A 25,230-nucleotide genomic window follows, 5' to 3' on the forward strand; every position below is an offset into this window, starting at 1 on the left:
CCAATGATGAAAAAATCTAAATTAAGCTTAGCTTTAATTGCTGCTATTTATACTCAAATGCCAGCTTATGCAGCTGACTCAACAACTGAGGTTGAAGTTAAGACTGCCAAAGAAAGAGCAGAAGCAAATAAAAAAGAGCTAGAAGAATCAGATATCGAAGTTATAAAAGTTGGTGGTATGCGCTCAAGTGAAGTCGCGGCCATTAACATGAAAAAGTTTGCGGATACAATTTCGGATAACTTATCAGCTGAAGAAGTTGGTGTATTACCAAGTCAAAGTATTGCTGAATCATTAGAGCGTTTAACAGGTGTTTCTGGTAACCAAGAAAATGGCCGTAGTAATACTATCTCTGTGCGTGGTATGGGCGGAAGTTACACGTTAACAACGTTAAATAATCGAGAAATTGTAAGTTCTTTTGGTAGTCGTTCAATTAACTTAAGTTTGTTTCCATCATCTTCTATACGTAGGGCTCAAGTTTATAAAACTGCTCGTGCAGATAGCTTAGAAGGTGGTATTGCTGGCCAGGTAAATATGGAAACATTCAAGCCACTGCAAGTTGATCGTAATATTAAAACCTTTTCTGCGACCGTTAATGGTAACGAGCTTTCTCAAGATTTAAACGGTGAAGATGGTTACGGCAAAAACTTGGATGGCATGTTCAGTTATCATGTAACCGATGATTTTGCATTCTCAGTAGGTGGCTCATATCGAGATGATGTAGTTTATCTTGAGGGTATCAAAGCAGGTGAAGTCGTTGGTAATTTACCTTGGTTTCCTGACCGTAATGAAGATGGTGTAGTTGATATATTCAATACCGGTTCAGTACTTAATTCGAAAAAACAAACCATTGAACAAAAATCTCTATTCGCAGCGGCGCAATGGCAAGCTACAGAAGACTTACTAATAAGTCTTGATCTATTAACGTCTAAATATGATTACAATCAAAACGGTCTTACACTTAGCATGGGCTTGTACTACGGCGCTGAAGAGTTGGATGCTCCAGGTATGGCCGATGTAGATCACAGAAATTATTACCAAAGCGGCATGGTTAGACGATATGACAACTTTGGTAAATGGGATAACGACGTTATAAACGAAGATGAAACTCAAGTATTCGGCCTAAATTTTGATTACCAAATTACCGATGATTTATCTCTAAACGTTGATTTTTCTCACTCTCAAGCAGATCGATTCTATAGCTGGCGTTCAGCAAGTGGTAAGTATGGTCCAAGTGCCGATGCAGGTGGGAATGGTCCACATCATTACTTCTCTTTCGATCATAATGGCGATGAATATGGCTTGGAATATCATGGTAGTGATGTCGATGGTAGCGCATTTAATTTTAGCGACTATACCTTAGATGAAACTATGCTAACTTCTGCTCTGGATGATCCAGAAGCGTGGAACTTTGAAAAAATGAGTAATGGTCATAACTTCATGGAAAGTGCTGTATCCGCAGCTAAATTTGATCTTACTTATGACGTAGAACTAGGTATTATTCATCAGTTAAAATTCGGTGCAAGATACTCGGTTAATACTAAAGATCATATCGATGATAAGGAAGAGTATAGTGCTATTAACACTAGACTAGAAAGTAATGGAATTACAGATGAAGAGTGGGCGGCTACTTGGGCAGAATTAAGCGATTTAGATTGGAACGAATTGAACACGTCTTTAACGTCAAACCCATACCAAAAACTGGATAAAATCAAAGGTTTTGATAATGTTTTCTACTACGATGTAGGTGATATTTTAGCGGATAAAGCTGCATTCCTACCTGAGAGATACATGTCTGATGAAGATAGATTTGCAAGTTACGAATTAGAAGAAAATACTACAGCAATCTATGTTCAAGCAGCATTTGCTGGTGACTGGTACGATGGTATTGTTGGGGTTCGTTATTTTGAAACAGAATTAGAGTCAACTAGCTGGCAAGACGCATTTGAATTGCAGCAAGTTGGTGAAGAAGAAGACGGCACACCTATTTACCTATTAACCACTGAAGGGGATCCTTCTTACGTTACAGTTAAGCATGATTACAGCGAAGTGTTACCAACGTTAAACGTGAATTTACGTTTAATTGACGATGTTGTTATTCGTATTGGTGCTGGTAAGGCAATCGTTCGACCAAGCCTAGGCGAAATTAATTCGAGCTTGAAACTCAAAAGTAAAGGAGACCAAGAGTTCGATGATAGCATTAATAACCAAGGTAAAACGTTAGGTACTGCAGGTAACCCTTACTTAAACCCTATTGTTTCAAAGCAGGCAGATATATCATTTGAGTGGTATCCAACGAGATGGGATTACTATGCAATAGCGGGCTTCTATAAAGATGTTGATGGTATTTATCAAACGGATGCTAACTATATAGAAACAGGCGATAAAGATGAACAAGGTGAACCATTAGAGTTACCAGTGATTTCTCAAGTTAAAGCTGAGGGTGGTTCAATGTCAGGTCTAGAATTCTCATTTAGACAAGACTTAGGCTTTGCTGATTTCTTAAAAGGCTTTGCTCTTTCGGGTAACTATATGAAATTCTTCCATGATGCTCATCAAGATTATAACCGTGAAAACCCAGGAAAAGGACCAGTTGATACTAGAGCGACTGAATTGTACTATTCTCCATCAGGTTGGTTAGAGAGTACTTACAATATTGCCTTAACATACGATTACGGTAAAAAATTCTCAGCGAGATTAAATCTTAATCAACAAGAAGGTCGTGCTGCTACAGAAGGCAATAATGGTGAAGCAGTACTTCATTGGCCTAGTGAGAATTTAAGCTTTAATGTGAGATACAGAATCGTTCCTGAAGTGACTATTTTTGCTTCTGCAAATAACTTGCTAGATGAAGCAACTACCAAAGGTAACCTTTCTAGTACCATGTTAGGGGAAGCTCATACAGATAGAATCTATGAACAATCTCATCGTGGTATTAGTTACTACGCAGGTGTTCGAGTAAACTTTTAATTTAAATGAGTTAAAAAGGGGATTAGATAGATAATCCCCCTTTATTATGAATAGATAGAGCTCTTTAGATGATTAAAGTCTAAAGAGCTTTTTTATTAAGAATATATAAGTTGGATATTCAAATGGCAACCACCATTTTTAGTAAAACAATCAAATTATTTATGCTCCTAATAACTGCTATCTCATTCGTTAATGCAAAGGCATTAGCGGCAGAGATTGAAGTCGATAAGCCTAACTTTATTATCATCATTGCTGATGATTTAGGTTATGGTGATCTAGGCTATACCGGTAGTAAACAGATAAAAACACCACACATTGATGCTTTAGCAAAAAGTGGTGTGATAGTTGAACAGGGTTATGTTTCGGCGCCAGTTTGTGGCCCATCTAGGGCAGGGTTGATGACTGGTCGTAATCAAGTTAATTTTGGCTTTGACAATAATAATGTTAAACCCGGTCCGCAGTATAATCGAGAGTATTTTGGTTTACCGGTTACTGAGCAAACTATTGCTGATCGCTTAGCGAAACAAGGCTATGTAAATGGCATGATTGGTAAGTGGCATTTAGGTGATGAAGAGCATTTCAAAGCGCAAAATCGTGGCTTTGACCAAGTGTGGACCTATCCTGTTGGCGGCCATGATTATTTTCGTTCTGAGCCAGATGGTGAAGGTTATTTATCGCCACTAGAGAGTAATTATAAGCAACCTGAACCTATTACTTACATCACCGATGATACCGGTAATGAAAGTGTCGATTTTATTAAGCGCAATAAAGATAAACCATTCTTTTTATACGCTTCTTTTAATGCCCCACACGCACCACTGCAAGCGCCACAAGAAGATATCGACTTGTACAAACATATTGAAAACAAGAATCGTCGCATTTATGCCGCGATGATCCATCGATTAGATATTAATGTTGGCAAAATCATTAGCGAGTTGAAAGCTAACGGTGTCTACGACAATACTGTGGTGGTATTCTTAAGTGACAATGGCGGCCCTGGCCATGGTTTAAACTCAAGAACGGTGAATGTGCCTTATCGTGGTTCAAAAGGTATTTTATTAGAAGGTGGTATTCGTGTGCCATTTCTTATCTCGTGGCCAGCTCAAATCAAAGCCAATAGCGTTTACCATAAACCAGTAACTGCGCTTGATTTAGCACCAACGTTTGTTGCCCTTTCTGGTGGCAAAATTAATAAAAAAGACAAAATTGATGGCCATAATGTGTTTCCTTATATCAGCGGTGAAAAAGCCGGTGATCCAAACCATGAAATGATGTGGCGCTTTACTGTCAGTGCATCAATTAGAGATGGCGATTGGAAACTTATTCGATTACCCGACCGACTGCCATTGCTTTATAACGTTAAAAACGACTTAGCTGAATTAAATGATGTCGCGGCCGAGCATCCACAACGCGTAGTGAAAATGCTAAAAGCACTGGGCACTTGGGATGTATCAACACCACAACATTTGTATATGGAAGGAGCAAAGTACAAAAAACAGCAATTAAAAAGCTATGATGTTGAATATCACAGTATTCAGCCGACAAAGTAATTAAACTAAAAACCGTTAGAAATTTTAAGAACTATTATGAATAAAATTATAAATAAATCAGCTTACATGTTAATGGCGTTATTAGCATTTTTCGGGTCTCTTACCCCAGCCTTAGCCGCTGAAAATACAGCAGAAATCGAAAAGCCTAACATTGTCTTTATTGCCATTGACGATATGAATGATTGGGTTGGCTATATGGGCGGACATCCGCAAACAAGTACGCCCAATATGGACAACCTCGCGAACCAAGGCGTAGCATTTATGAATGCCCATAGTGTGTCTCCTGGTTGTTCTCCAAGTCGTAATGCTCTGTTATATGGCGTTGAGCCATATAATTCTGGTTTATACCCATTTTATGAGCACGACATTCATAAACAGCTTCACCAGAAATACACCAGTTTACCAAGGTTTTTAAAAGACAACGGTTATAACACTTATGGCTCAGGTAAAATTCACCACGGCCCACAGTACGGGGAACTTGAATGGACAGATTACTTAGACGCAGATCGTTTTCCTAGAAAGTTTGCTGAAGGCAAAGGTTTTCACACCAATAAGAAAAACTCTTTTAGACCAACGGTAAACCCTTATGAAGAAATGTTTGATCATCAAGTCGCTTCATTTGGTATTGATGTTATCAAAAATCATAAAAACGGCGACAAGCCTTATTTTGCTGCCATTGGCCTCGTTAAACCGCATTTACCGTTTGATTGTCCTGTTGATTTCTATGATGCATTGCCCGAAAAAATTACGCCGCCTGCAACTGTCGGCAATGATCTGAACGATATCGGTAAAGAAGGTAATAGCATGCGCCGAGCTGGTGATGACAAAAAATTTACCAGTAAAAAACAGTGGGGAGACGTAAGAAAAGCTTATCTTGCTTGTATTTCATGGGTTGATTATAACGTCGGTCGCATCTTAAATGCTGTTGAGCAAAGCGCTCAAGCAGACAATACCATTGTTATTTTATGGTCTGATCATGGTTATCATTTAGGAGAGAAAAAATCCTTTAAGAAGTTCACCTTGTGGGAAGAGGCGAATCGTGTGCCGTTCATTATCCTTGATAAGAGAGAAATAACTGCTGCACAAGGTCGTAAAGTAACGCAAGCGGTAACGCTTATTAATGTCTATCGCACCTTAGCCGATATGGCGGGTTTAAATGTACCTGATTATGTTGATGGTCATAGTTTGGTGCCACAGTTAAAAGATCAATCAGCTGCTGTTGCGGCTCCAGCTATTTCTAGTTGGGGCAGAGGTAACTACGCCATTCGCACCGAAAACTGGCGCTTTATTCAGTACTTTGATGGCAAACAAGAACTTTATAATCACCAAAAAGATCAGAACGAATGGCATAACTTAGCAACGCTTCCTGAATACAAAGAAAAAGTGAAAGAAATGGCTGCTTTTCTACCTAAAAATGAAGCGCCGACGATTGAACAGTATATTTCAAATTGGAGCTTATTTGGTGCCGACGCAAAGCGATTGAAAAAAGTTGAAACAGGCCCGAGTCAAAAGCAGAAGAAAAAAGCCAAAAAGAAAAAAAACGCTGAATAGTTTAAGCGTTAAAAAATAAGGACTAGGTCTTGATGAGGTATTTACTTTTAAATTTGACACTACTGTTAGCTGGCAGTGTTGCTGCGACTGAACCCCCTTTGTCTGTGCAAGCAAAAGTGCAAACCGCCCAGTGGTCAAAAAATTGGTGGATGCCTCGTCATAATGAAAAACTAGCGCTGAAACAAAAGATGAAATCTGTCGATTTGGTTTTTTTAGGTGATTCTATTACCCATGCCTTTGATAACACTGGCAAACAAGTTTGGCAGCAATATTATCAACCGCGAAACGCATTAAATATAGGTTTTAGTGGTGACCGTACAGAAAACGTATTGTGGCGATTAGAAAACGGTGCTGTTGATAATATAGACCCCAAGTTACTGGTGTTAATGATTGGCACCAATAATACGGGGCATCGACAAGATAAGCCTGAGGATACCGCATTAGGTATTAAAGCCATACTTGCCAGCCTTGAAAATAAGCTGCCAAAGACAAAAATATTACTACTTGCAATATTCCCTCGTGGCGCTACAACTGAAGACCCACTTCGAAAAATCAATGATGATATTAACGATATCATTAAAAGTTATGACGATGGTGATCGTGTTTATTATCTAGATATAAATCATATCTTTGTCGATGAAAAAGGCAATTTGAGCACTGATGTGATGTCTGATTTATTGCACCCCAATAAGAGCCAATACCAAGTATGGGCTGATGCGATTGAGCCAAGCGTAGCCAAGTTAATGGCAGATTAATATGTTCTTACCACTTCGCTTACGACGATGCATTACTTTAATCGCTATGCTGTTAGTTACGATTGCTTCGTTATCGTCTTGCCACAAATCAGCGGATATTGAGTTTAAAAATAACGGTAACCCGCTGATTCGTCATGTTTTTACAGCGGATCCTTCTGCTCGTGTGTTTGATGATGCGCTATATTTATACACTTCTCATGATCGGGACGATACCGACCAAAATGCACACTTTGATATGACTGATTGGCATGTGTTTTCTACTAAAGACTTAGCGACGTGGACAGATCATGGCGCTTTTTTTAGCCTTGATGATATCTCATGGGCAAGCAAACAAGCTTGGGCTCCTGATGCCATAAAACGCAATGGCAAGTACTACTTTTACTACCCAGTCGAACAGGCCAAAATTGGTGTCGCAATAAGTGAATCCCCGGTGTCAGGTTTTAAAGATCCGCTAGGCAAACCATTAATTGATAAAACTGGCAATGAAGACGTTGTAGGGCAAGAGCCTATTGACCCTGCGCTATTTATTGATGATGACGGTCAAGCGTATATGTATTTTGGCTGTCGCAGTCCTCGAGTGGTTAAGCTTAAAGACAATATGATTGAGCTTGAAGGTAACATTGAGCCGGTGCAAATTAACGGTATTGAACAGTACACGGAAAAAACAGGCGGCGGTTGGTACGGTGAAGGTCCTTGGATATTTAAACGCGGTGAATACTATTACTACATGTATTCCAACGGTTGGGAAAAAGACACTACTTTAGTTTATGCCATGGCTAAAAATCCTCTTGGGCCATTTGACTACATTGGTGAAGTTATGGTGCCAATCGGTGCCGGTACCAGTCACGGCTCGATAACTCAGTTTAATGATAAATGGTATGTATTCTATCATAGCCGCGAGCTATCAAAGTCTGCGAAACAGCGTTCTGTACATATGGACGAAATTACTTTTACAAGTGACGGAAAAATCATACCGTTAATTTAATATTGGATATTTTAATAAATGAAAAAATTTAATTCCCACCATTTAATCGCTAAGTGTTTATTAATGGTAAGTATGAGTGGAGTATCGCTTTTTAGCTCAGCTCAAGATTATTACGTATCCAGCCAAGCCGGCGCGGATACGAATATTGGCAGTAAGACCAAGCCATTCGCTTCCCTTAAAAAAATAAACAAGTTTATCTTAAAACCAGGTGATAACGTTTTTCTAAAAGCTGGCGATAAATTTAAAGGGAGCCTACAGCTTATCAATGAGTCAGGTAGTGCGAAACAGCCAATAAATATCTCAACCTATGGAGACAGTGACGAACGTGCTTATATTGATGCCGCTGGAGAGCTCGCAGGACTCGAAATTAAAAATAGTAGTCATATCAATGTAAGTAACTTAGACATCGAAGCAGATGGTGGCAAAGCAAGACAAGTTGAAGATATTAAAACGCCGCAACCAATGCGCCTTGGGGTTTTAATTTACATCGCCAAGCGGTACAACAAAACGTTTGGTCATATCACCTTAGATAATTTAAAAATCCACGATATATTCCACTATGACTTTGGAAAAGTTGACCGTGCTGGCGACGTAAATACCCAAAACGGCACGCAAGCATATGGTTATGGTATTCATTTATTTAATCGCGGTAATGGGCCGAAAACATTACTTACCGACATCACCATAAAAAATAGCGAAATCTATGATGTAGCCCACACCGGCATTAAGGCAACGGCGCATAATCCGAGATTACAAACGTCGCCATATCCTATTTTAAAAAAGCTGATTAATAACATCACGCTAGAAAACAATCATCTCCACGACATTGGCGGCCCAGGCATTATGTTTGGCGGCGTTGACGGTAGTTTAGTGACGAATAATGTGACTAATCGTACTGGCAGTAGCAGCGATTTTGACAGTGGCATGTATGATGCGCGTAAATGGGGCCGTGGTAGCGGTATGTGGACTTGGAATGCCAACGATGTATTAGTCGAGCATAATGAATTTAAAAATGCTGTAGGCCCTGCAGATTCCGCTGGATTTCACATCGACTTTCATTGCTCAAACATTGTTATTCAACATAACTTTAGTATGAATAACGAAGGCGCTTTTATCGAGATTTTAGGCAACAACAGAAACAACAGTTATCGCTATAACGTAAGTGTTAATGATGGTTATCGTGTAAAAGGCGATAAAGACCGCCCATACGGAAAAGCCACTCACGATGGCAAAACACTTTGGTTTAGTGGCTTTGTCGGTATGAAAGGCAAAAAAGTGAACCCTAATATCGCTCCGGTAAATAACTACATTTATAACAATACAATTTATGTTGATCATGCCGCGCAAGTTGCTGCCCACCAAGATACCGAAGGCGCCGTTATTGCCAATAATATTTTTTACTTCAAACAAGGCAGTTATTATTTGCCTGAGAAGCGCTACCAGTTAGTTAATGGTAAAAACACCACTAAAAACTTTACTATGACTAACAATTTATTCTTACAGGCTACGGACTGGCCTAACGTTGGTGTGATGGAAAATAACAATCCTATTATAGGTGATCCTAAGTTTTTGAATGCCGGTGGTAATAAAGTTAGTGACTACCAGCCTACCAACAATGATTTAATCGCAAACAAAGGTATCGCAATAACGCCACTGCCAAGCAGTAATGGTTTGCAAGGCAATACTCGTAGCGGTGGCTTGCAGGTAAAAGAAGATATCTTAGGTAACGCTCTTAATGGGCAGATTCATATCGGTGCAATAGCCCCAATTAATAAAGACGTTAACAATATGCTATAAAGAGAAATAGATAAAAGGTGAGATACTTCTACGGCTGTTTTGTACCATGACCGGTCCGTTAGATATCTCTAATATATGTGTCGTCGAAAATCCATTTCACGTCGCAACACTCTAACTATTAAGATATGCTCTGCTAATACTTTATAGAAAATAACATGGGAGTTGTATGGCACTCGTTTCAAGTTCTTATTAAGTTCTTCGGCAGATGCACCAAGCTCTTTATGTTCAACAATGAACTGAAACTTGTCTTGAAAACCTAAAACGTATTTCGAAGCTTGTTCAATTCCAAAGTTAAAAATCCCGTATTCAAATATATCAGCAAGATCTGCGTCCGCTTTATTGGTAAGTTTGTAGTCAGCCATTTATTTCTATCTTTGCTTCAACATCTTTCATTATATCAACGACAGATCGTTTACTGACTCCACTTGCTAAGCCTTCCTCTATAGCGGATTGAAGAACACGTAATTTCTCATTATTTTGTTGGTCTTTTCTAATAAGATCCCGCACATATTCACTGTCATTGGTGTAATCTCCACTATTTACGCGACTTTTCAACCACGCATCTTGCTGTTCTGTAAATGTAATAGTTTTTCTAACGACTGCCATAATAGCCCTCTAATGAACCAATATTCATACTATTGGTTCAGTATAGTATTAAAAGTGAGTTAAATATAGTTAAGATCTAAATCCTTAAAGGGCGTTCTGTGCCATTCTCCGCCAGTTGCCTTAAGCAATAATAGAAACAATGACGGTGCTCTTTATCTATATTTTGTCGGGATGTGAACGACAAGAATTCGCTCATTATAGCCCTTGGGCTTTTGATTTAACTTACGTTATTTCTATCTATGACGCAATGTGTCAATAACAGAAGTAAATTTTAACATCTAGGCAGGAGACTACTCGCAGTTTTCGCTAGGCTTATATTCTAATGCTTCGAGTAAATTTGATTTAGCTTTTTCGGATAATTCGTTATTCAAATAGCCCTTAATACTACTTTCATATAGCTGGATAGTAAGTTTTAAAGTTTCTTTATCTTTATCGCTAATAGCTTTCTGAGAATGCTCAATATCTTTAAGTTGCTTGTAGAATAAACCTTGTTGTGCGATTTTTTGTTCCTGCTCTTCAATAAAGAAATCATAAAGCATTTTCTTACTTTCTTGTTCTTCACCTAAAATGTTGGATAAATACAGTGCAAGACAAACCAGCGGTATTAATATCCATAATATATCTACTAATTTCTTTTTATAGCTATTCATGTTTCTTTTATTAAACTTCCGTTTATCGCTCATTAAGCCGGTGGTCTTTGAACGCATTAGGTCACATTAACACCAACCTCACGGCTAGATAAGTATTAACTAACAAACAAAAACGCCCAAATCAGTTTTGGGCGTTTAATTATTTTTTTTAAGTTATAACTCGTTATGAGTACCTATTTTTACCGTTTGCTCTGTTGGGTAGCTAGGTGCTTTGCTAATCGGGCTTAGCGTGAACGAGTAGCTATAGTCTTTTGGGTGTAGTTGGTATTCTTTCCACGCTGATGCGCCCCAGCTGTTATCTCCACCAACACCGGTTTGCTTGTAATCAACATTAACGTTGACTAAGTCTTGTTTGACTATGTCAGTGTAGTGACGTTGAGCTTTTTCAAACCCAGGGTCAAAGTCGCTTTGTGGTTGATGATGGGCACTAAAGTCAAAGTTTGGTAAGCCTGAAATTTTCAACCCTAAGCCGTCTTTGTTTGTTAGTGTTGCCCAGCGTAGGTCACTACGGTTACCATTTTCTTGCGGGCGAATATAGTCAAACGCTAAGTCTTTAACTTCACCTTGATAAATACCGACGAACGCCGATACTTTGCGATCCCAGTAGTTTTCGTGTGGACCACGACCGTAATAAGTTACTTGGTCAAAATCTACTGGCATTTGGAAGTTTGAGCCAATACGTGGGATTTCACTAAACTTATTCACTTTGCCTTTAACGCCTTCAATCTCAACTTTAGCTTTGGCATTGCCGGCAAAATCAAAGTTAACATCAACTTTGACTTCGCCTTGACCATTTACTGTGTAGGTGTAAACAGCGGAAGATTTCGCGTCAGCTAATTCAACGGTTTGCTCTAAAGTTACCGAGTTTTTGCTTTCTGCAACAACCTTGATACCTTGACCTTGTTGATTTTGTGTTGCGTCTTTCCAAATTTTTGCACGCTTAACATACGCTTTTTTACCGCCACCAAAATCATTGTCGGTCGGTGCACGCCATAAGTTAAACTTAAGCGGTTCAAGCAATAATTCAGTGCCGTTTAATGCGTATGAATTTAAATAACCTGCATCATTAAAGCTAAGGCTCGCACCGCCGGCAGTAACGACAGTACCATTGTCATTTTGGCTTAAACTTACTTTGCCATTTTCGCTGGCAAATGTTGCTGCTGCACCTTGTTGTAATTCTATTTGTTCACTTGCTAATAGATGGCCTTTTTCAACTAATGGGTGTTCACCTTTTGCTGTTGCATAAAAGTTGATGAAGTATTCTTTATCCGTCTTTAGTTTCGGTAGTTGTTTAGCTAGACTAAATTGCACTGTTTGTTGTGGGCCCGCTACTGCATCGACTTTGCCAGTTTTAACAACCACACCATCTTCAATTAAGCGCCATGAAATATCATGGGCTGAAGAGTCCACGAAGAATTGCTCGTTATAAAGCTCAAATTCGTTATTTTCTAGCTTGCTAAAGTGTAATTCTTGGTACACTTTTTTAACTTCAAATAGAGCAGGGTGAGGCGTTCTATCCGGATTAATTAGTCCGTTTAACACAAAGTTAGCATCGTTATAAACACCTTCCGGTTCAAAGTCGCCGCCGTAGGCCCAAAATTCATTACCGTTTTCATCTTTTTTAACTAAACCTTGGTCCATCCAGTCCCAAATAAAGCCACCTTGTACTTGGCGTTCACTGCGCACAAAGTCCCAATATTCTTTAAAGTTACCGTTGGAATTACCCATTGCGTGTGAGTATTCAACCCAAAAAAATGGACGCTCAGGGTATTTACCTATGTACTCTTTTTTTAGTTTGTCGACCTGCTTATACATCCAAGTTACTGCGTCTTGATGTGGACGAGTTTTCGCTGTGTACTTAGATTGTTGTTCTGCACGTTCATAAACGGTCAATCGTGAATCATCGCGCTGTTTAATCCAATCGTAGGCTTTTACATAATTGATACCGTCGCCGGCTTCATTACCCATTGACCAAAACGTAATAGAAGGGTGATTTTTATCACGTTCAACCATGCGTTCAATACGATCTAAGTGCATGCCTTCAAATTCAGGCTTGTTTGCTGGCGTGTCTTTAGGCGCATAGTGGAAACCATGAGATTCAATATTGGCTTCATCAATAACATACAAGCCATATTTATCTGTGAGGTGATAGAAGTAAGGATCATTAGGGTAATGAGATGTTCTTACTGCATTGATGTTGTTTTCTTTTAACAGTTTAACGTCAGCTAACATCGCTTCGCGAGTGACAACATGAGCGGTATATTCATCGTGCTCGTGTCGATTCACACCTTTGAGTAAAATAGCTTTACCATTCACTAAAAATTGGCCGTTACTTAACTCAACGGTTTTAAAACCAATTTGTTCGCCTATGTGCTGTGTTGGCGTGCCGTTGCTGTATTCAGTTGTTATTGTCAATTGATACAGGTTTGGTGTTTCTGCAGACCAAGAGGCAACGTTTTCAATTTTGAACGTTTGCTCAAGTGTTTGCTCGCTATTGGCGGCCACATCGACATCGCTTGATTGTGACGCGACTACGTTACCGCTTGCGTCTGTTAGCTCCACATGAACTTTAACGGATTGGGCAGAGCTTTCTTTGTTAGCTACTTCAATGGCTAGGTCTAAAACGCCATCTTGATAATTGTTTTCCAATGTTGATTTTGCGAAAAAATCTCGAACATGAGTATTAGGCGCAGTATGTAAATATACATCTCGCTCAATACCACTTACGCGCCAAAAATCTTGGTCTTCTAAATAACTACCATCGGTGTGGCGAATGACTTTTGCAGCCAATACGTTGTCACCTGATTTTAAGTATTTAGTGATGTTGAATTCAGCGGCGGTTTTAGAGCCTTCGCTGTAACCCACTTCTTCGCCGTTGATGTACAAGTAAAAACCAGAGTTTACGCCGCCAAAGTGTAAAAATACTTGTTGTCCGTCCCAGTCGCCCGGCACGGTAAAGTTCGTGCGATAAGCACCTGTTGGATTGTCATCTTGCGGAACAAAAGGAGGATTCTTAGGAAACGGGTACTCAATATTGGTATAGATAGGGTAATCATAACCGTGCATTTGCCAGTTACTTGGTACAGGTAACTCGTCCCATTCACTTACATCAAAATCAGGATCAAAGAAGCCTTTTGGAACAGCATTAGGGTTTGCCGACCAGTTAAACTTCCAATTGCCATTAAGCAGTTTGTAATATGGCGAGCTTGCATAATCATCAGCGGCCACTTTATCCGCACTTTCATAACGAACAAATGTGGCTCTAGGGTTCTCGGTATTTACTTTATATACACTTAAATCTTGGTAATACTCTGGCGCGCTAGTGTTGTTAGCAGCTGTTTCGTTTGAAGTGGTAGTATTACTATCACACCCAGAAAGTGCCAACAAACCAGTTAATATGGCTACGGAGAGTTTGTTCTTATTCATAGTTTTTATTCTCATTTAGTTTCTGTTGCGCCAGCGCTTCTAATTCTTTCAAATCAAAAGCTTTACTTTGCATAACTTGATTAGTTTCAGGATTTAAATTTTCAATGTGTTTTGACAACTTATTACTTTTAAAGAAAACATCTTTAATGTCTTTTAGTTTTACTTGAAGCTCGTCTTCGAAATAGATTTCGTTGTTCTCAAATAAGCTATTAATAGGCCAAGGTCCGCCCCAGTTATCGAGCTCAACTAAAGTGTTATCAACACCTTCTGCTTTTTTAGGAACAATGATCATATTGTCGTAAATATGGGTATCTTCGATAGGTCCGGTTAAGTGAAATGTCGGCGAAAAGACGCCTGCATGTGTAGGGTACGGACGAATACCATCGTTAATACTAACGTTGCCACGTATTATGGTTTTGATGGTGCCAATATTAATGTCTTGTTTATATTTTTTACCGTTATTACAGACCAGTAAAAAGCCACCGTAGTTATCGTGGCTGTAGTTATGTTGAATAATGGTGCCAATAGAATTCCAATCTGAGTCAAATCCTTGACCATCCCATTTAGCTTTGTGACCGCTCACCTCATTATATTGAATAATAGTGTTGTCAGCGCTCCAAGGCCAAATCCCTGCTGCTGCATCGCCTTTAGGTAAGGTGTCAGGGAAGTTACGCAGTAAATTGCCTTCTATTAATGCACCATCAGTGCCAACGACAACAATACCATCACCTGGTACATGTTCAATTACATTACCTCTGATCACCACGTCTAAACTAGGGAACCACTGTTTTCTATTGGCATAACCCGCAAAGTTGATACCATTGCGCTCTGTGTGATGAATATGAGAGTTAAGTATTTGTAAATCGATAAAGCGTGAAGGGACTTTATCACCACTACTTCGAACTAATATGCCGCTGCCGCCACCTTGTTTTTTTTGTAAAACACCATTCACATGGGAGATAGTTAGGTTGTTTAATACGATGTGATGTAACTCGCCAATATTATTGGCGCTGACGATAACGCCTCTTCTTCTTGGAGCGGTCTTTTTACCGTAATTAGTAATTGCTAGGTTATTTACTTCCCAGTACTCAACATTGTGCAACAACAGAGTGTGAGGTTTCCAGCCCTGACCGTGAATTTGTGGCTTATCACCATCACCATAGCTATCAATAATGATTGGATTGTTCGGCTCGCCATTGCCTTTAGGCTCTAAGGCACCTGAATAAGCGGTGCCGGTTTTAAAGAGTATTTTGTCGCCAGGTTTAAAGGTTTGTTGATTAACATGATAAACACTGGCCCATGCTTTTCTCGACGATGTGCCGCTATTTTTGTCATTGCCTTTTTTAGAGTTTACATAATAGGTTTCAGCGAAACTCGTCACTGAAGTAATACTAAACAGTAAAGCGATTGATAATAATATTACTCTCATTGAATAAAACCTTGCGTCGTTAAAAACTTATCCATTGCCAATATCGTTTCATCATATTTAGCCTGATTAAAAAAGCCATGTTCTTGATCTTTGAAGATATGTATTTCTACTGAATTACCAAGGCTTTTCATTGTTTTTTCAAACTCTAATACAGACTTTACTTTAATCGCTGTGTCTTTTTCTCCAAACAAGCCAAGTGTTGGCGGCGTATCTTTAGTGACATTATGCATAGGCGAAAATTCTTGCCAGTAGTCTTTTACTCGCTCGTACCCATAACCTGCAGAGCTGTTATCAAACACAGGATTAAATAGCACAAGAGCATCAGGGCGATAACTTATGGTTTTGTCATCAGTCGACTCTTCAAAAGCGGTTGCAGTTCCAGTAGCACTAGCAACATGACCTCCAGCAGAGCCTCCGCCTGCTGCAATTTTATTTGGATTAATGCCAAGTAATTCGGCATTGCTGCGAACCCAACGTAATGCTGACTTGCCATCTTTGACACTTTCTATTGGGCTCGTATTGTGCTGTTTTTTAACTCTATATTGCGCACTAATAGCAACCATTCCTCTACGGGCTAAATACTGGCTTTGACGATAAAAATGGTGTACCGAACCACCATTCCAGCCACCGCCATGGAAAAAAACCATTGCCGGTGTTTTATTACTTTTCTTGTGGCCTTCTGGATAGAATACGTGCAATGTAAGCGAGATACCGTCGATATTTTTATACTCTATTATCTCACTCGGGGTGATTTCATCCGTTGACTTTTCTGTAGACTTTACGGCCTCTTCTGCGCTCTTATGTTGTGCGGCTTCAATGGTTGAACTAGTGTAAGAAAATAGTCCAAAAGTCAAAGCTAGCAGAGTCATTAATGTATTATTTCTTTTCATCATACGCTCTTTAAATTAGTTCGACTGATGGCAGTACAGGAGTGAGTACTTTGCCATTTCTGTTTATAGGGTATTGCGCATTCTCTGATTCTAATGCCTTGATCATAGCCTGCATCAATTGCTGCAATTTCTCCGGTTTGTCTGTTGATAAATCAACGTTTTCTGTCGGATCTTGCACCAAATTATAAAGCTGATAGCGCTTTACCTTTTTATTGTTTTTAGGGTTGTAATGATAAATTATTTTCCAATCATCTAAGCGATAGCTAGTGAAATAAGAGTGTCGATGTTCATGAGGAAAGTGCATCAAAAAACTATTGTCTCGTTCGGTGTTTATGTTACCTGTTAATTGTTGAGCTAAATTTACGCCGTCAATAACTTGCGTGTTTGGATTGGTAATTGAACTCGCTGCTAATATGGTAGGGTAAATATCTAACACCGTGGCAACTTGGGTGTTAATAACATTAGTTGAAATCGGCAGTTGATTTTGTGATGGGTTTGCTGAATTGGGTTTTGCCCAAGAAACAATCAGAGGAGCGCGCATACCGCCTTCCCAACTGGTGCCTTTTCTACCTTTAAGAGGGGCCGAAGTTGCAATATCATCATTTTTGCCAAGGGGAGCATCTCCACCATTATCGCCTAAAAATACAATTAAAGTATCTTCAGCAATGTTTAACTGTTCTAGCTTGTTGACGATATCGCCAAGAGACTTATCCATACCCTCGATCAAAGTAGCATAGGCTTTGGCTCGCTCTGATTTATCTGCATGTTCATAACGTTTGGCAAATCGTGGGTCACTATCAAATGGAGCATGGACAGCATAGTGAGATAGATACAATAAAAATGGTTGTTGTTGGTTAGCCGCCTTTTCAATCTCTTTACTTGCTTCCATTGTCAGCGCTTCTGTTAAAAACACATCATTATCGTAATAGCCTTCTAAATGAGGAATATTATGAGTTAACGGTTTGTCTTTAACTTTGTATTTATCATGGTTGCCGTAGTGGTTTCTACCGTAATAACTTTTTGGTCGCCCCCATGGGCCGCCAGCAATATTTACATCAAAACCTAAATTTGTCGGATCGGCGCCTTCACTTTCTAAAGGACCAAAGTGACCTTTACCTATGTGAATTGTTTTGTAACCTACAGTTTGTAATAGTTTAGGGAAGGTCGTCGACTCGTTAGAAAGTCCTTGCCAGTTCCAATTTGGTGCAAACTTTCCACCATTGTTTTCGCTCGGATTAATCCAGGTTGTGGTGTGGTGACGGGTGGCATTTTGACCAGTAAGCAATGATGCTCTTGTCGGAGAGCACACACTTTGTGCATAAAATTGACTAAAACGTACGCCTTTATCTGCCAAAGATTGCATATTAGGAGTGTGATACCAATCATTTAAAGGTTGCTTGATTGCGTTGCCTTTATCGTCTGTTATAAACGGTACCGACGTATCCATCAGCCCCATATCATCTACGACAAAGACAATTATATTAGGTTTTTTCGATTCATTTGTAGTGTTGAAAAGTGAGTATATGAGGATAGTACAAAGTGCTATCGTCACTAATAGTGTGATTTTTTTCATGCATTATCCTCCAGTAAAAATATCTAATTCAATTTATAATATTAATATTATTATAGAGGTGAGTGCAACCGCTTTTAAAAGTTAATTTTTTATTAATGATTTGTAACGGTTTTAGCTTTGCTCGTTTTATAACTTGCTTGATTTATGTGCAAAAACTTAATTTTCGTGTAAAGAAAGTGTAAGTTAGCTCTGTTAATGTTGGAAAACAGTATTCTTAATGTTAATGTATTATTTATAATATAATTAATAATTGTTACCGTGAGTCTTAATAATGAGTTTACTAAAAGCTAAATTGATCGGCGCCAGCCTTTGTTCTTTACTAATCTTTAATTCCGCCATTGCTAGCGAAAAATCAAATAAAAACAATGATGTAAGTAAGCCTAACCTGATTGTCATTCTAACGGATGATCAAGGCTATGGTGACGTTGGTTTTAATGGCAGTACAGATATTAAAACACCACAAATCGATCGAATTGCTACTCAAGGGACAAAATTTACCAATGGTTATGTAACGTTTCCGGTATGTGGGCCAAGCCGCGCAGGTTTACTAACAGGGCGTTATCAAGGACGTTTTGGTTTCAATTACAATCCTACAATGGACCCTAGCGTTGAGCAAAATGGTATTCCTACAACGGAAAAAAATATTGCTGAAGTATTAAAGCCAGCAGGTTACACCAGCGGTATTTTAGGTAAATGGCATATGGGAACTCATCCCGATTTGCGCCCGAATAAACGAGGCTTTGATTACTTTTATGGTTTCTTATCTGGTGGTCATCAATATTTTCCAGAAGAAATGAAATTTAATGATTTAAGCGAAGTTAAGTATAAGTTTGATTGGTACCGCACGCGTTTATTGCGCAATGAAACACGAATAGATTTTGATGAATACCTTACCGATGAAATCTCTCATGAAGCAGTAGATTTTATCAAACGTGAAAAAGACAACCCTTTCTTTTTATATGTTGCCTACAACGCGCCGCATGCACCGGTGCAAGCAACTAAGAAATACTTAGATAGATATAAACACATCAAAGATAAAAAACGACGCACTTATGCGGCAATGGTATCAGCAGTTGATGATGGTGTTGGCCGTATTTTAGACACGTTACAACAACAAGGCATTGATGAAAATACCATCGTATTTTTCTTATCAGACAATGGTGGTGCAAGAACTAATGGTTCAGACAATGGCGAGCTTAGAGGCTTTAAAAATGACTTGTTCGAAGGTGGTGTAAGAGTCCCATTTGCTGTTCGCTGGCCTAATAAAGTCCCGGCGGGTTTAGATTATCATAAGCCGGTAAGTTCATTAGATATTTTGGCAACTGTGGTATCTCAAGCCAACATTGATGTGAGTAACAATAAGCCACTAGATGGTGTGGACTTATTGCCATATTTAACCGGCGAAAACAAAGGCCAGCCACACGATGTGCTTTTTTGGCAACACGTTAAAGCAACTTCACATGCGATTCGGGTTGGCGATGACAAGATAGTGGTTAAAGCCGGTGAGCAAATGTTGTTTGATATGGATAAAGATCACGTAGAGAAAAAAGACCTATCAAAAAAACAAGCCGACAAAGTTAAAGCATTAGAAAAACAGTATGAACAATGGGAAGCGGAGCAGCAAGATGATGCATTCCCTGATTTACATAATTGGAAACCAACAAACCCTAAGTACCAAAAGAAAAACAAAAAGAAAGGCAAGAAAAAAAATAACAAAAACAAGGCTAACTAATAATGAAAAATCTAAGCAAAATTGCCGGTTCATTAGTCTTACTTTCGACGTTAATCGCCTGTGGTCAATCGACTCAGCAAAGCAACGAAATAGCACAAAGTAGTGGGAGCGAAAATGTTAAACCTAATGTCGTTATTTTCTATATTGATGATTTAGGTTACGGCGATTTAGGCAGTTATGGTGCTGTTGGTGTTGAGACCCCAGAGATAGACCGCATTGCCAACAATGGCGTGCGCTTTACCGATGGTCATTCTTCGGCGGCAACCTGCACGCCATCTAGATACTCACTATTAACTGGTGAGCATGGCTTTAGAAATAAAGCCAAGATTTTAAAGGGTGATGCACCGGCGTTAATTCAGCCGGGCAAACCGACGTTAGCTTCTATGCTTAAGAAAGCCGGTTATGCAACAGGTGTTGTTGGTAAATGGCACTTAGGTTTAGGTAACGGTAATGTTGATTGGAATGCAGATATTAAGCCGGGACCATTAGAGATAGGTTTTGATTACAGCTTTTTATTGCCGGCAACTGGAGACAGAGTACCGACAGTTTATGTTGAAAATCACAATGTTGTGAATTTAGATAAAGCTGATCCTATTACCGTAAGTTATAAGAGCAAGGTGGGTAATCTGCCAACAGGCTACGAAAACCCTGAACTGCTGCGTTTTGTTGCAGATAAACAGCACAATCAAACCATTATTAATGGCGTAAGCCGCATCGGTCATATGGCGGGTGGTAAGTCAGCCCACTGGAGAGATGAAGATTTCGCGACGGTATTTACCGATAAAGCGATTGAGTTTATTCGTGCCAATCAAAGTAAGCCTTTCTTCTTATTTAAGTCCTATCACGATATCCATGTTCCGCGTTTACCTAACGACAGATTTAAAGGTAAAAGTACGATGGGCTTGCGTGGCGATGCGATTGCACAAATGGATTGGATGACAGGCAAAGTGATCAGAGAGCTAGAAGCATTAGGCATTGCTGAAAATACCTTAATTATCTTTACGAGTGACAATGGCCCAGTACTTTTTGATGGATACCAAGACAGCGCTTTCGAATTATTAGGAGAGCATAAACCAGCAGGCCCATTTAGTGGTGGTAAATACAGTCGTCTAGAGGCGGGTACTCGAGTGCCGACTATTGCTTATTGGCCAGGTACGATACAACCAAGAGTAAGTGATGCATTAGTTTCGCAAATGGATATATACGCATCATTATCAAAACTATTAAATGTGCCAATGCAAGATAACGAAGCAGTAGATAGTTTAGATCAACTAGATGTTTGGTTAGGTAAGTCTGAGCAAGGCCGTGCGGATTTAATCGAGGAATCACTAGGCAATAGTGCACTACGTTCGGGTCAATGGAAGTTTATTCCAGCGAGCAAGAAAACGCCTGGTTTTACCAAGGTTAAAAAGATCGAAAGTGGCTATAAAAAGTATGATCAATTATTTGATTTAAGTACTGATCCTGGTGAAACAACCAATGTGGCAAAAGAAAACCCTGAAGTGCTGAAACAATTAAAATCACGGTTAAAAGAAATTATGACAACGCGCTATTAAAACGCGCTATTAAGTAGCGCGATTTTTTCAGTCGTTAATTTAGCTTAAACACCAATACTAAAAATAATCAATTTAATTACAAGTACCTGTAAACATGAAAAATCTAGTCGTTTTATTTGTCTTAATGTTGTCTCTGCCAAGTCTAGCTAAACAAACAAGTAGCACTGAGTTAGTTAATTTGAATGCAATCGAAATGGAGTCTGTTTCTGCTAAAAACATTTCGGCCAAGCAAACCGAAAATGGACTTGAATTAACAATTGCTGCCGGGCAAAGCGGGCAGATAGTTTTTAGCCCTAAAAAAGGCTATTGGGATTTAACCGAGCATGCTTTCTTGAGCATTGAGTTAGAGAATAAAACTAAGCAAAGTCTACGTTTTGATCCTGAAATTCTGTATGAAAGCCCGCTTAGAGATAAGAAAAATAAAGCCAGTTCAAAGCAACAACGTCTTGCTCATATCGGTTACCTAAAGCCACTAGAGAATCTGGTTTATAACAACGTATTAATTCGCGATCAAATTACCTCTAGTGACTATAGTCACAAGAAAGATTTCCCTGGAATGAAAGGCTTGCCGAACGGCGTAATAATGATTTGGGAAGGCGTCGATGCCAAACATATCAATGGTGTCCAAATTGGTTTTAAGGCGCAAAACTTCGAGCGAAAAGTTGTAGTTAAACGCATCTTCAAGAACCGCCCAGCATTACCTGATCTATACGCAAACGACAAAAAATCCTTTTTCCCGTTTATCAATAAATATGGCCAGTACAAACATGACTCTTGGCCGGGAAAGATCACTGACGATAGTCAATTTAAACAGGCAATAGAGATTGAGAAAAAAGATTTAGCAAAGCATACCGGCTCAATTGAGTGGGATCGTTTTGGCGGTTTTGCTAATGGGCCAAAGTTTGAAGCAACTGGCCATTTTAGAACACAGAAAATAGAAGGGAAGTGGTGGATAATAAATCCAGATGGCAACCTGTTTTGGTCAACAGGGGTCAATGGTGCCGGTAAATTAACCGTCGGCACACCGATAAAAGGTCGAGAGCACTTCTTTGAAGGCATTCCCACTAAAAATTACGCCAATAGCCAGTACTTTAAAGGACAAACCTATTACCATGGTTCAAAAAATTTACACCGAAAATATGGTGATGACAGCGAACAAAAATATCTTGATATTAGTTTAGATAGAATGAAAAGTTGGGGGCTAAATACCTTAGGTGGTTGGTCTAACGAAGATGTTGCTAGCTCGAGTGAGAGTAAGAAACTGCCATACACTGTATTTATTGGTGCAACTAAACCAGAAATTCACGACAAATTTCCCGATGTATTTGACCCTAAATGGAAAGCTGAACTTGCCAGAAAAATAAAAGCAAAAGCGGCGAATGTAAAAAATGATCCTTACTTTTTTGGCTTTTTTATCAATAACGAAATCCATTGGGGCACGCCACAAAGCATCGCCGCAAGTACTCTTGCTCACGGCAAAAATAGCGCAGGTAAAAAAATCTATGTGGCTTTGCTAAAAGAAAAGCTTAAAACGATTGAAAACTTTAACCAAAAAGCCGGCAGTAACTTTAAAAGTTGGCAGGCTCTATTAACCACCAAAGTTAAAGCGAGCCAAGTAAAGCATCGCCTACTGAAAGATATAAACGTGATTCATTATACCAACATGACTCATATGTACTTTAAAACCAGTAAAGAACTTATCGCAGAACATGCGCCAGGAAAGCTTTACTTAGGCTGTCGTTGGCACGGAAACCATAAGAATAATATCAACGTTGCGGTCGCAGCAAAATACGTAGATATTTTGACATTTAATGCTTATGAAAACGAAGTTGAACATTACCCATTTCCAGCGAAAGATATCGACAAGCCTTTTATTATTTCCGAGTTTAATTTCGGCGCGTTAGACGCAGGCAAATTTTTTACCGGCTTAGGGTATGCGTCTAATCAAAGAAATCGCGGTGAAAAGTACAAAAACTTTGTAGAAGGTGCGTTAAGAAATCCTCGAATTGTCGGTGCTCACTGGTTTATGTGGGCAAATTCAACCACCGCTGGACGTGGTAATGGTGAAAATGCCAATTGCGGTTTAGTGTCGATGACTGACCAGATTTATTATGAATTAATCTCTTACATGCGAGAGGTAAATTACGGTATTTATCAATATCGATTAGGCCCAAATAAGCTGCAAAAATAATAGCCAAATAAGTAGCCAAGATAACAGCCATTAAATTGATCTTATTTAATATAACAAAGGTGTGAAAAGTAAATAATGCTAACCATAACAAAAATTAAATATGCCATTTGTATAAGTTGTTTTCTCGCTGCTTTTTTTACGGCAAACTCAATTTCAGCCTCAGAAAAATACGATACCAGTGAAGACTCACTAGCGTCTTATGATGTGCCGCAGTGGTATAGCGAAGGTAAGTTAGGCTTTTTTATGCACTTAGGAGTATTCTCTGTTCCTGCATACAAGAACGAGTGGTATCCCACGAATATGTATTACACTGCAGATAATCCTAACATGCAAAGACATCCTGAGTACGCGTCGTCGTTCGTTGAACACCACACCACAACATACGGCGACCGTAAGTCGTTTGGTTATAAAGATTTTATTCCGCAGCTAACCTTAGATAAATTTGATGCCGACTATTATGCAGAGTTAATTGCAAATACTGGGGCGACATATTTTGCCGCACCTGCAATTCATCATGATGGATTTGCTATGTGGGATTCAAAAGAGATCGAGTGGAATGCCATGAAAATGGGGCCAAAGCGTGACGTGGTTAAAGAATTAACTGACGCGATGCGTAAAAAAGGCATTAAAGCTGGTGTATCAACTCATTACGGCAGACATTGGAAATATTATAATTTTCGTCCGCAGTTTGATACGTGGGATCCAGCCAACGAAGGACTTTACGGCAAGCGTCGCGGCGATACTGAACCACCTCGCCCAGAAGATGCACTGAAATGGGAACGAGTGATGAACGAGCTCATCGATAGCTACCAGCCGGATTATATTTTTGTCGATGGCGGCGTTTGTGATGCCCGCACTGAATACAATAAAGATTACTTTAGCGATGCATTACGTCGGGTGACTGCCAAATTCTATAATACTAGCGTTGAATTGGATAAAACCGTAGCGCTGTCATGGAAGCGCGATGCTCTTAATCCAGGAGAGGCTATCTATGATACTGAGAAGACCATAGAAGGCGGTATACAAAAACGTCCTTGGCAAGCTCACTTTACGGTAAACGGCAGTTGGGGTTATGCAGGTGATAAGCCGGCGTTTGCTACCGATTCGATATTACGAGGTTTTATTGATATTGTTAGTCGTAATGGCAATTTGTTATTAAATATAGGCCCTAAACCTGATGGCACACTTGATAAAAACCAAGAAAGAGCGCTTATTGAAATTGGCCAATGGATGCAAGTAAATGGTGATGCTATTCATAAGTCGACTCCTTGGAAGATTTATGGTGAAGGCACACTTAATGGATTGCGTGCTGGCGGTGCTAAAAATTGGCATTATGATAAATCGGCAATTCGCTATACCGAAAAAGACGGTGATCTATATGCATGGTTTGTTGACTGGCCAGCCAATGGCAAAGTAACCTTGCCACAAACTGCTCAATTTAACGCGAAAAAAATAGAGCTTATCAATGCGCCATCGGCGCTAACATTTACCACAAAAGATAACGCCATTATCGTTAATCTGCCGCAAAATAAATCAGGCCAATTCGTTTGGGGATTAAGACTGAGTAAATAA

Annotated in this window: 17 protein-coding genes; 10 read left to right on the plus strand and 7 right to left on the minus strand. The window is 39.4% G+C overall.

All coding sequences use genetic code 11. The features are described 5' to 3' along the window. Positions 1-3: 3 nt before the first annotated feature. The 6 genes from LT090_RS01800 to LT090_RS01825 all read left to right on the plus strand — a co-directional run bounded on the left by LT090_RS01800 (position 4) and on the right by LT090_RS01825 (position 9,605). Positions 4-2,967 (plus strand): TonB-dependent receptor, encoded by a 2,964-nt coding sequence (locus LT090_RS01800; protein ID WP_082897195.1) that lies wholly within the window; start codon positions 4-6, stop codon positions 2,965-2,967. 122 nt (positions 2,968-3,089) lie between these two features. After that, positions 3,090-4,517: a sulfatase gene (locus LT090_RS01805; protein WP_226996510.1), complete on the plus strand. Its 1,428-nt coding sequence runs from the start codon at positions 3,090-3,092 to the stop codon at positions 4,515-4,517. 36 nt (positions 4,518-4,553) lie between these two features. Further along, positions 4,554-6,068, plus strand: a complete 1,515-nt coding sequence (locus tag LT090_RS01810) for a sulfatase (protein ID WP_089153022.1) — start codon at positions 4,554-4,556, stop codon at positions 6,066-6,068. Between the two features lie 53 nt (positions 6,069-6,121). Continuing rightward, positions 6,122-6,823, plus strand: coding sequence for a platelet-activating factor acetylhydrolase IB subunit (locus LT090_RS01815; RefSeq protein WP_226996511.1), 702 nt, complete (start codon positions 6,122-6,124; stop codon positions 6,821-6,823). Position 6,824: 1 nt separating this feature from the next. Next, the gene (locus LT090_RS01820; protein WP_082897194.1) at positions 6,825-7,808 is read left to right on the plus strand and encodes a family 43 glycosylhydrolase; all 984 of its coding nucleotides are present in this window, start codon (positions 6,825-6,827) and stop codon (positions 7,806-7,808) included. A gap of 18 nt (positions 7,809-7,826) precedes the next feature. Continuing rightward, positions 7,827-9,605 (plus strand): right-handed parallel beta-helix repeat-containing protein, encoded by a 1,779-nt coding sequence (locus tag LT090_RS01825; protein WP_082897193.1) that lies wholly within the window; start codon positions 7,827-7,829, stop codon positions 9,603-9,605. Between the two features lie 68 nt (positions 9,606-9,673). Here LT090_RS01825 and LT090_RS01830 read toward each other — a convergent pair whose 3' ends face one another. The 7 genes from LT090_RS01830 to LT090_RS01860 all read right to left on the minus strand — a co-directional run bounded on the left by LT090_RS01830 (position 9,674) and on the right by LT090_RS01860 (position 18,179). After that, on the minus strand, positions 9,674-9,967 hold the full coding sequence (locus LT090_RS01830; RefSeq protein WP_068546835.1) for a type II toxin-antitoxin system RelE/ParE family toxin: 294 nt from the start codon (positions 9,965-9,967) through the stop codon (positions 9,674-9,676). After that, positions 9,960-10,211: a type II toxin-antitoxin system ParD family antitoxin gene (locus tag LT090_RS01835; protein WP_068546834.1), complete on the minus strand. Its 252-nt coding sequence runs from the start codon at positions 10,209-10,211 to the stop codon at positions 9,960-9,962. The genes LT090_RS01830 and LT090_RS01835 overlap by 8 nt, the downstream gene beginning before the upstream one ends. A gap of 290 nt (positions 10,212-10,501) precedes the next feature. Next, the gene (locus LT090_RS01840) at positions 10,502-10,894 is read right to left on the minus strand and encodes a hypothetical protein (protein WP_157726639.1); all 393 of its coding nucleotides are present in this window, start codon (positions 10,892-10,894) and stop codon (positions 10,502-10,504) included. Between the two features lie 120 nt (positions 10,895-11,014). Then, a complete protein-coding gene (gene lacZ / locus LT090_RS01845) occupies positions 11,015-14,287 on the minus strand; it encodes a beta-galactosidase, LacZ type (RefSeq protein ID WP_162272301.1) in 3,273 nt (1,090 codons plus the stop codon). Beyond that, a complete protein-coding gene (locus tag LT090_RS01850) occupies positions 14,280-15,716 on the minus strand; it encodes a right-handed parallel beta-helix repeat-containing protein (protein WP_068546832.1) in 1,437 nt (478 codons plus the stop codon). Before LT090_RS01850 ends, lacZ begins: the two co-directional genes overlap by 8 nt. Next, on the minus strand, positions 15,713-16,609 hold the full coding sequence (locus LT090_RS01855; protein ID WP_082897191.1) for an alpha/beta hydrolase: 897 nt from the start codon (positions 16,607-16,609) through the stop codon (positions 15,713-15,715). The genes LT090_RS01850 and LT090_RS01855 overlap by 4 nt, the downstream gene beginning before the upstream one ends. 7 nt (positions 16,610-16,616) lie before the next feature. Further along, on the minus strand, positions 16,617-18,179 hold the full coding sequence (locus tag LT090_RS01860; RefSeq protein WP_068546831.1) for a sulfatase: 1,563 nt from the start codon (positions 18,177-18,179) through the stop codon (positions 16,617-16,619). Between the two features lie 271 nt (positions 18,180-18,450). Here LT090_RS01860 and LT090_RS01865 point away from each other — a divergent pair, with 271 nt between their 5' ends. From LT090_RS01865 to LT090_RS01880, 4 genes are all read left to right on the plus strand, one after another. After that, positions 18,451-19,911 (plus strand): sulfatase-like hydrolase/transferase, encoded by a 1,461-nt coding sequence (locus tag LT090_RS01865; protein ID WP_068546830.1) that lies wholly within the window; start codon positions 18,451-18,453, stop codon positions 19,909-19,911. A gap of 2 nt (positions 19,912-19,913) precedes the next feature. Then, positions 19,914-21,467 carry a sulfatase family protein gene (locus LT090_RS01870; protein ID WP_068546829.1) on the plus strand — a complete coding sequence of 518 codons (1,554 nt, stop codon included), beginning with the start codon at positions 19,914-19,916 and terminating at the stop codon, positions 21,465-21,467. Positions 21,468-21,561: 94 nt separating this feature from the next. Beyond that, the gene (locus LT090_RS01875) at positions 21,562-23,658 is read left to right on the plus strand and encodes a hypothetical protein (RefSeq protein ID WP_068546828.1); all 2,097 of its coding nucleotides are present in this window, start codon (positions 21,562-21,564) and stop codon (positions 23,656-23,658) included. A 75-nt stretch (positions 23,659-23,733) separates the two neighbouring features. Beyond that, positions 23,734-25,230, plus strand: coding sequence for an alpha-L-fucosidase (locus tag LT090_RS01880; RefSeq protein WP_068546827.1), 1,497 nt, complete (start codon positions 23,734-23,736; stop codon positions 25,228-25,230).

Origin of the sequence: Thalassotalea crassostreae, assembly GCF_001831495.1 — a bacterium.
Lineage (GTDB): Bacteria > Pseudomonadota > Gammaproteobacteria > Enterobacterales > Alteromonadaceae > Thalassotalea_A > Thalassotalea_A crassostreae.

What these genes read in the sequence shown, in the direction of transcription:
- LT090_RS01875 (WP_068546828.1), top strand. Translation starts at nt 21,562, where the DNA reads ATGAAAAATCTAGTCGTTTTATTTGTCTTAATGTTGTCTCTGCCAAGT.
- LT090_RS01835 (WP_068546834.1), bottom strand. Translation starts at nt 10,211, where the DNA reads ATGGCAGTCGTTAGAAAAACTATTACATTTACAGAACAGCAAGATGCG.
- LT090_RS01870 (WP_068546829.1), top strand. Translation starts at nt 19,914, where the DNA reads ATGAAAAATCTAAGCAAAATTGCCGGTTCATTAGTCTTACTTTCGACG.
- LT090_RS01805 (WP_226996510.1), top strand. Translation starts at nt 3,090, where the DNA reads ATGGCAACCACCATTTTTAGTAAAACAATCAAATTATTTATGCTCCTA.
- LT090_RS01840 (WP_157726639.1), bottom strand. Translation starts at nt 10,894, where the DNA reads ATGAGCGATAAACGGAAGTTTAATAAAAGAAACATGAATAGCTATAAA.
- LT090_RS01825 (WP_082897193.1), top strand. Translation starts at nt 7,827, where the DNA reads ATGAAAAAATTTAATTCCCACCATTTAATCGCTAAGTGTTTATTAATG.
- LT090_RS01800 (WP_082897195.1), top strand. Translation starts at nt 4, where the DNA reads ATGATGAAAAAATCTAAATTAAGCTTAGCTTTAATTGCTGCTATTTAT.
- LT090_RS01855 (WP_082897191.1), bottom strand. Translation starts at nt 16,609, where the DNA reads ATGATGAAAAGAAATAATACATTAATGACTCTGCTAGCTTTGACTTTT.
- lacZ (WP_162272301.1), bottom strand. Translation starts at nt 14,287, where the DNA reads ATGAATAAGAACAAACTCTCCGTAGCCATATTAACTGGTTTGTTGGCA.
- LT090_RS01865 (WP_068546830.1), top strand. Translation starts at nt 18,451, where the DNA reads ATGAGTTTACTAAAAGCTAAATTGATCGGCGCCAGCCTTTGTTCTTTA.
- LT090_RS01850 (WP_068546832.1), bottom strand. Translation starts at nt 15,716, where the DNA reads ATGAGAGTAATATTATTATCAATCGCTTTACTGTTTAGTATTACTTCA.
- LT090_RS01830 (WP_068546835.1), bottom strand. Translation starts at nt 9,967, where the DNA reads ATGGCTGACTACAAACTTACCAATAAAGCGGACGCAGATCTTGCTGAT.
- LT090_RS01810 (WP_089153022.1), top strand. Translation starts at nt 4,554, where the DNA reads ATGAATAAAATTATAAATAAATCAGCTTACATGTTAATGGCGTTATTA.
- LT090_RS01820 (WP_082897194.1), top strand. Translation starts at nt 6,825, where the DNA reads ATGTTCTTACCACTTCGCTTACGACGATGCATTACTTTAATCGCTATG.
- LT090_RS01860 (WP_068546831.1), bottom strand. Translation starts at nt 18,179, where the DNA reads ATGAAAAAAATCACACTATTAGTGACGATAGCACTTTGTACTATCCTC.
- LT090_RS01880 (WP_068546827.1), top strand. Translation starts at nt 23,734, where the DNA reads ATGCTAACCATAACAAAAATTAAATATGCCATTTGTATAAGTTGTTTT.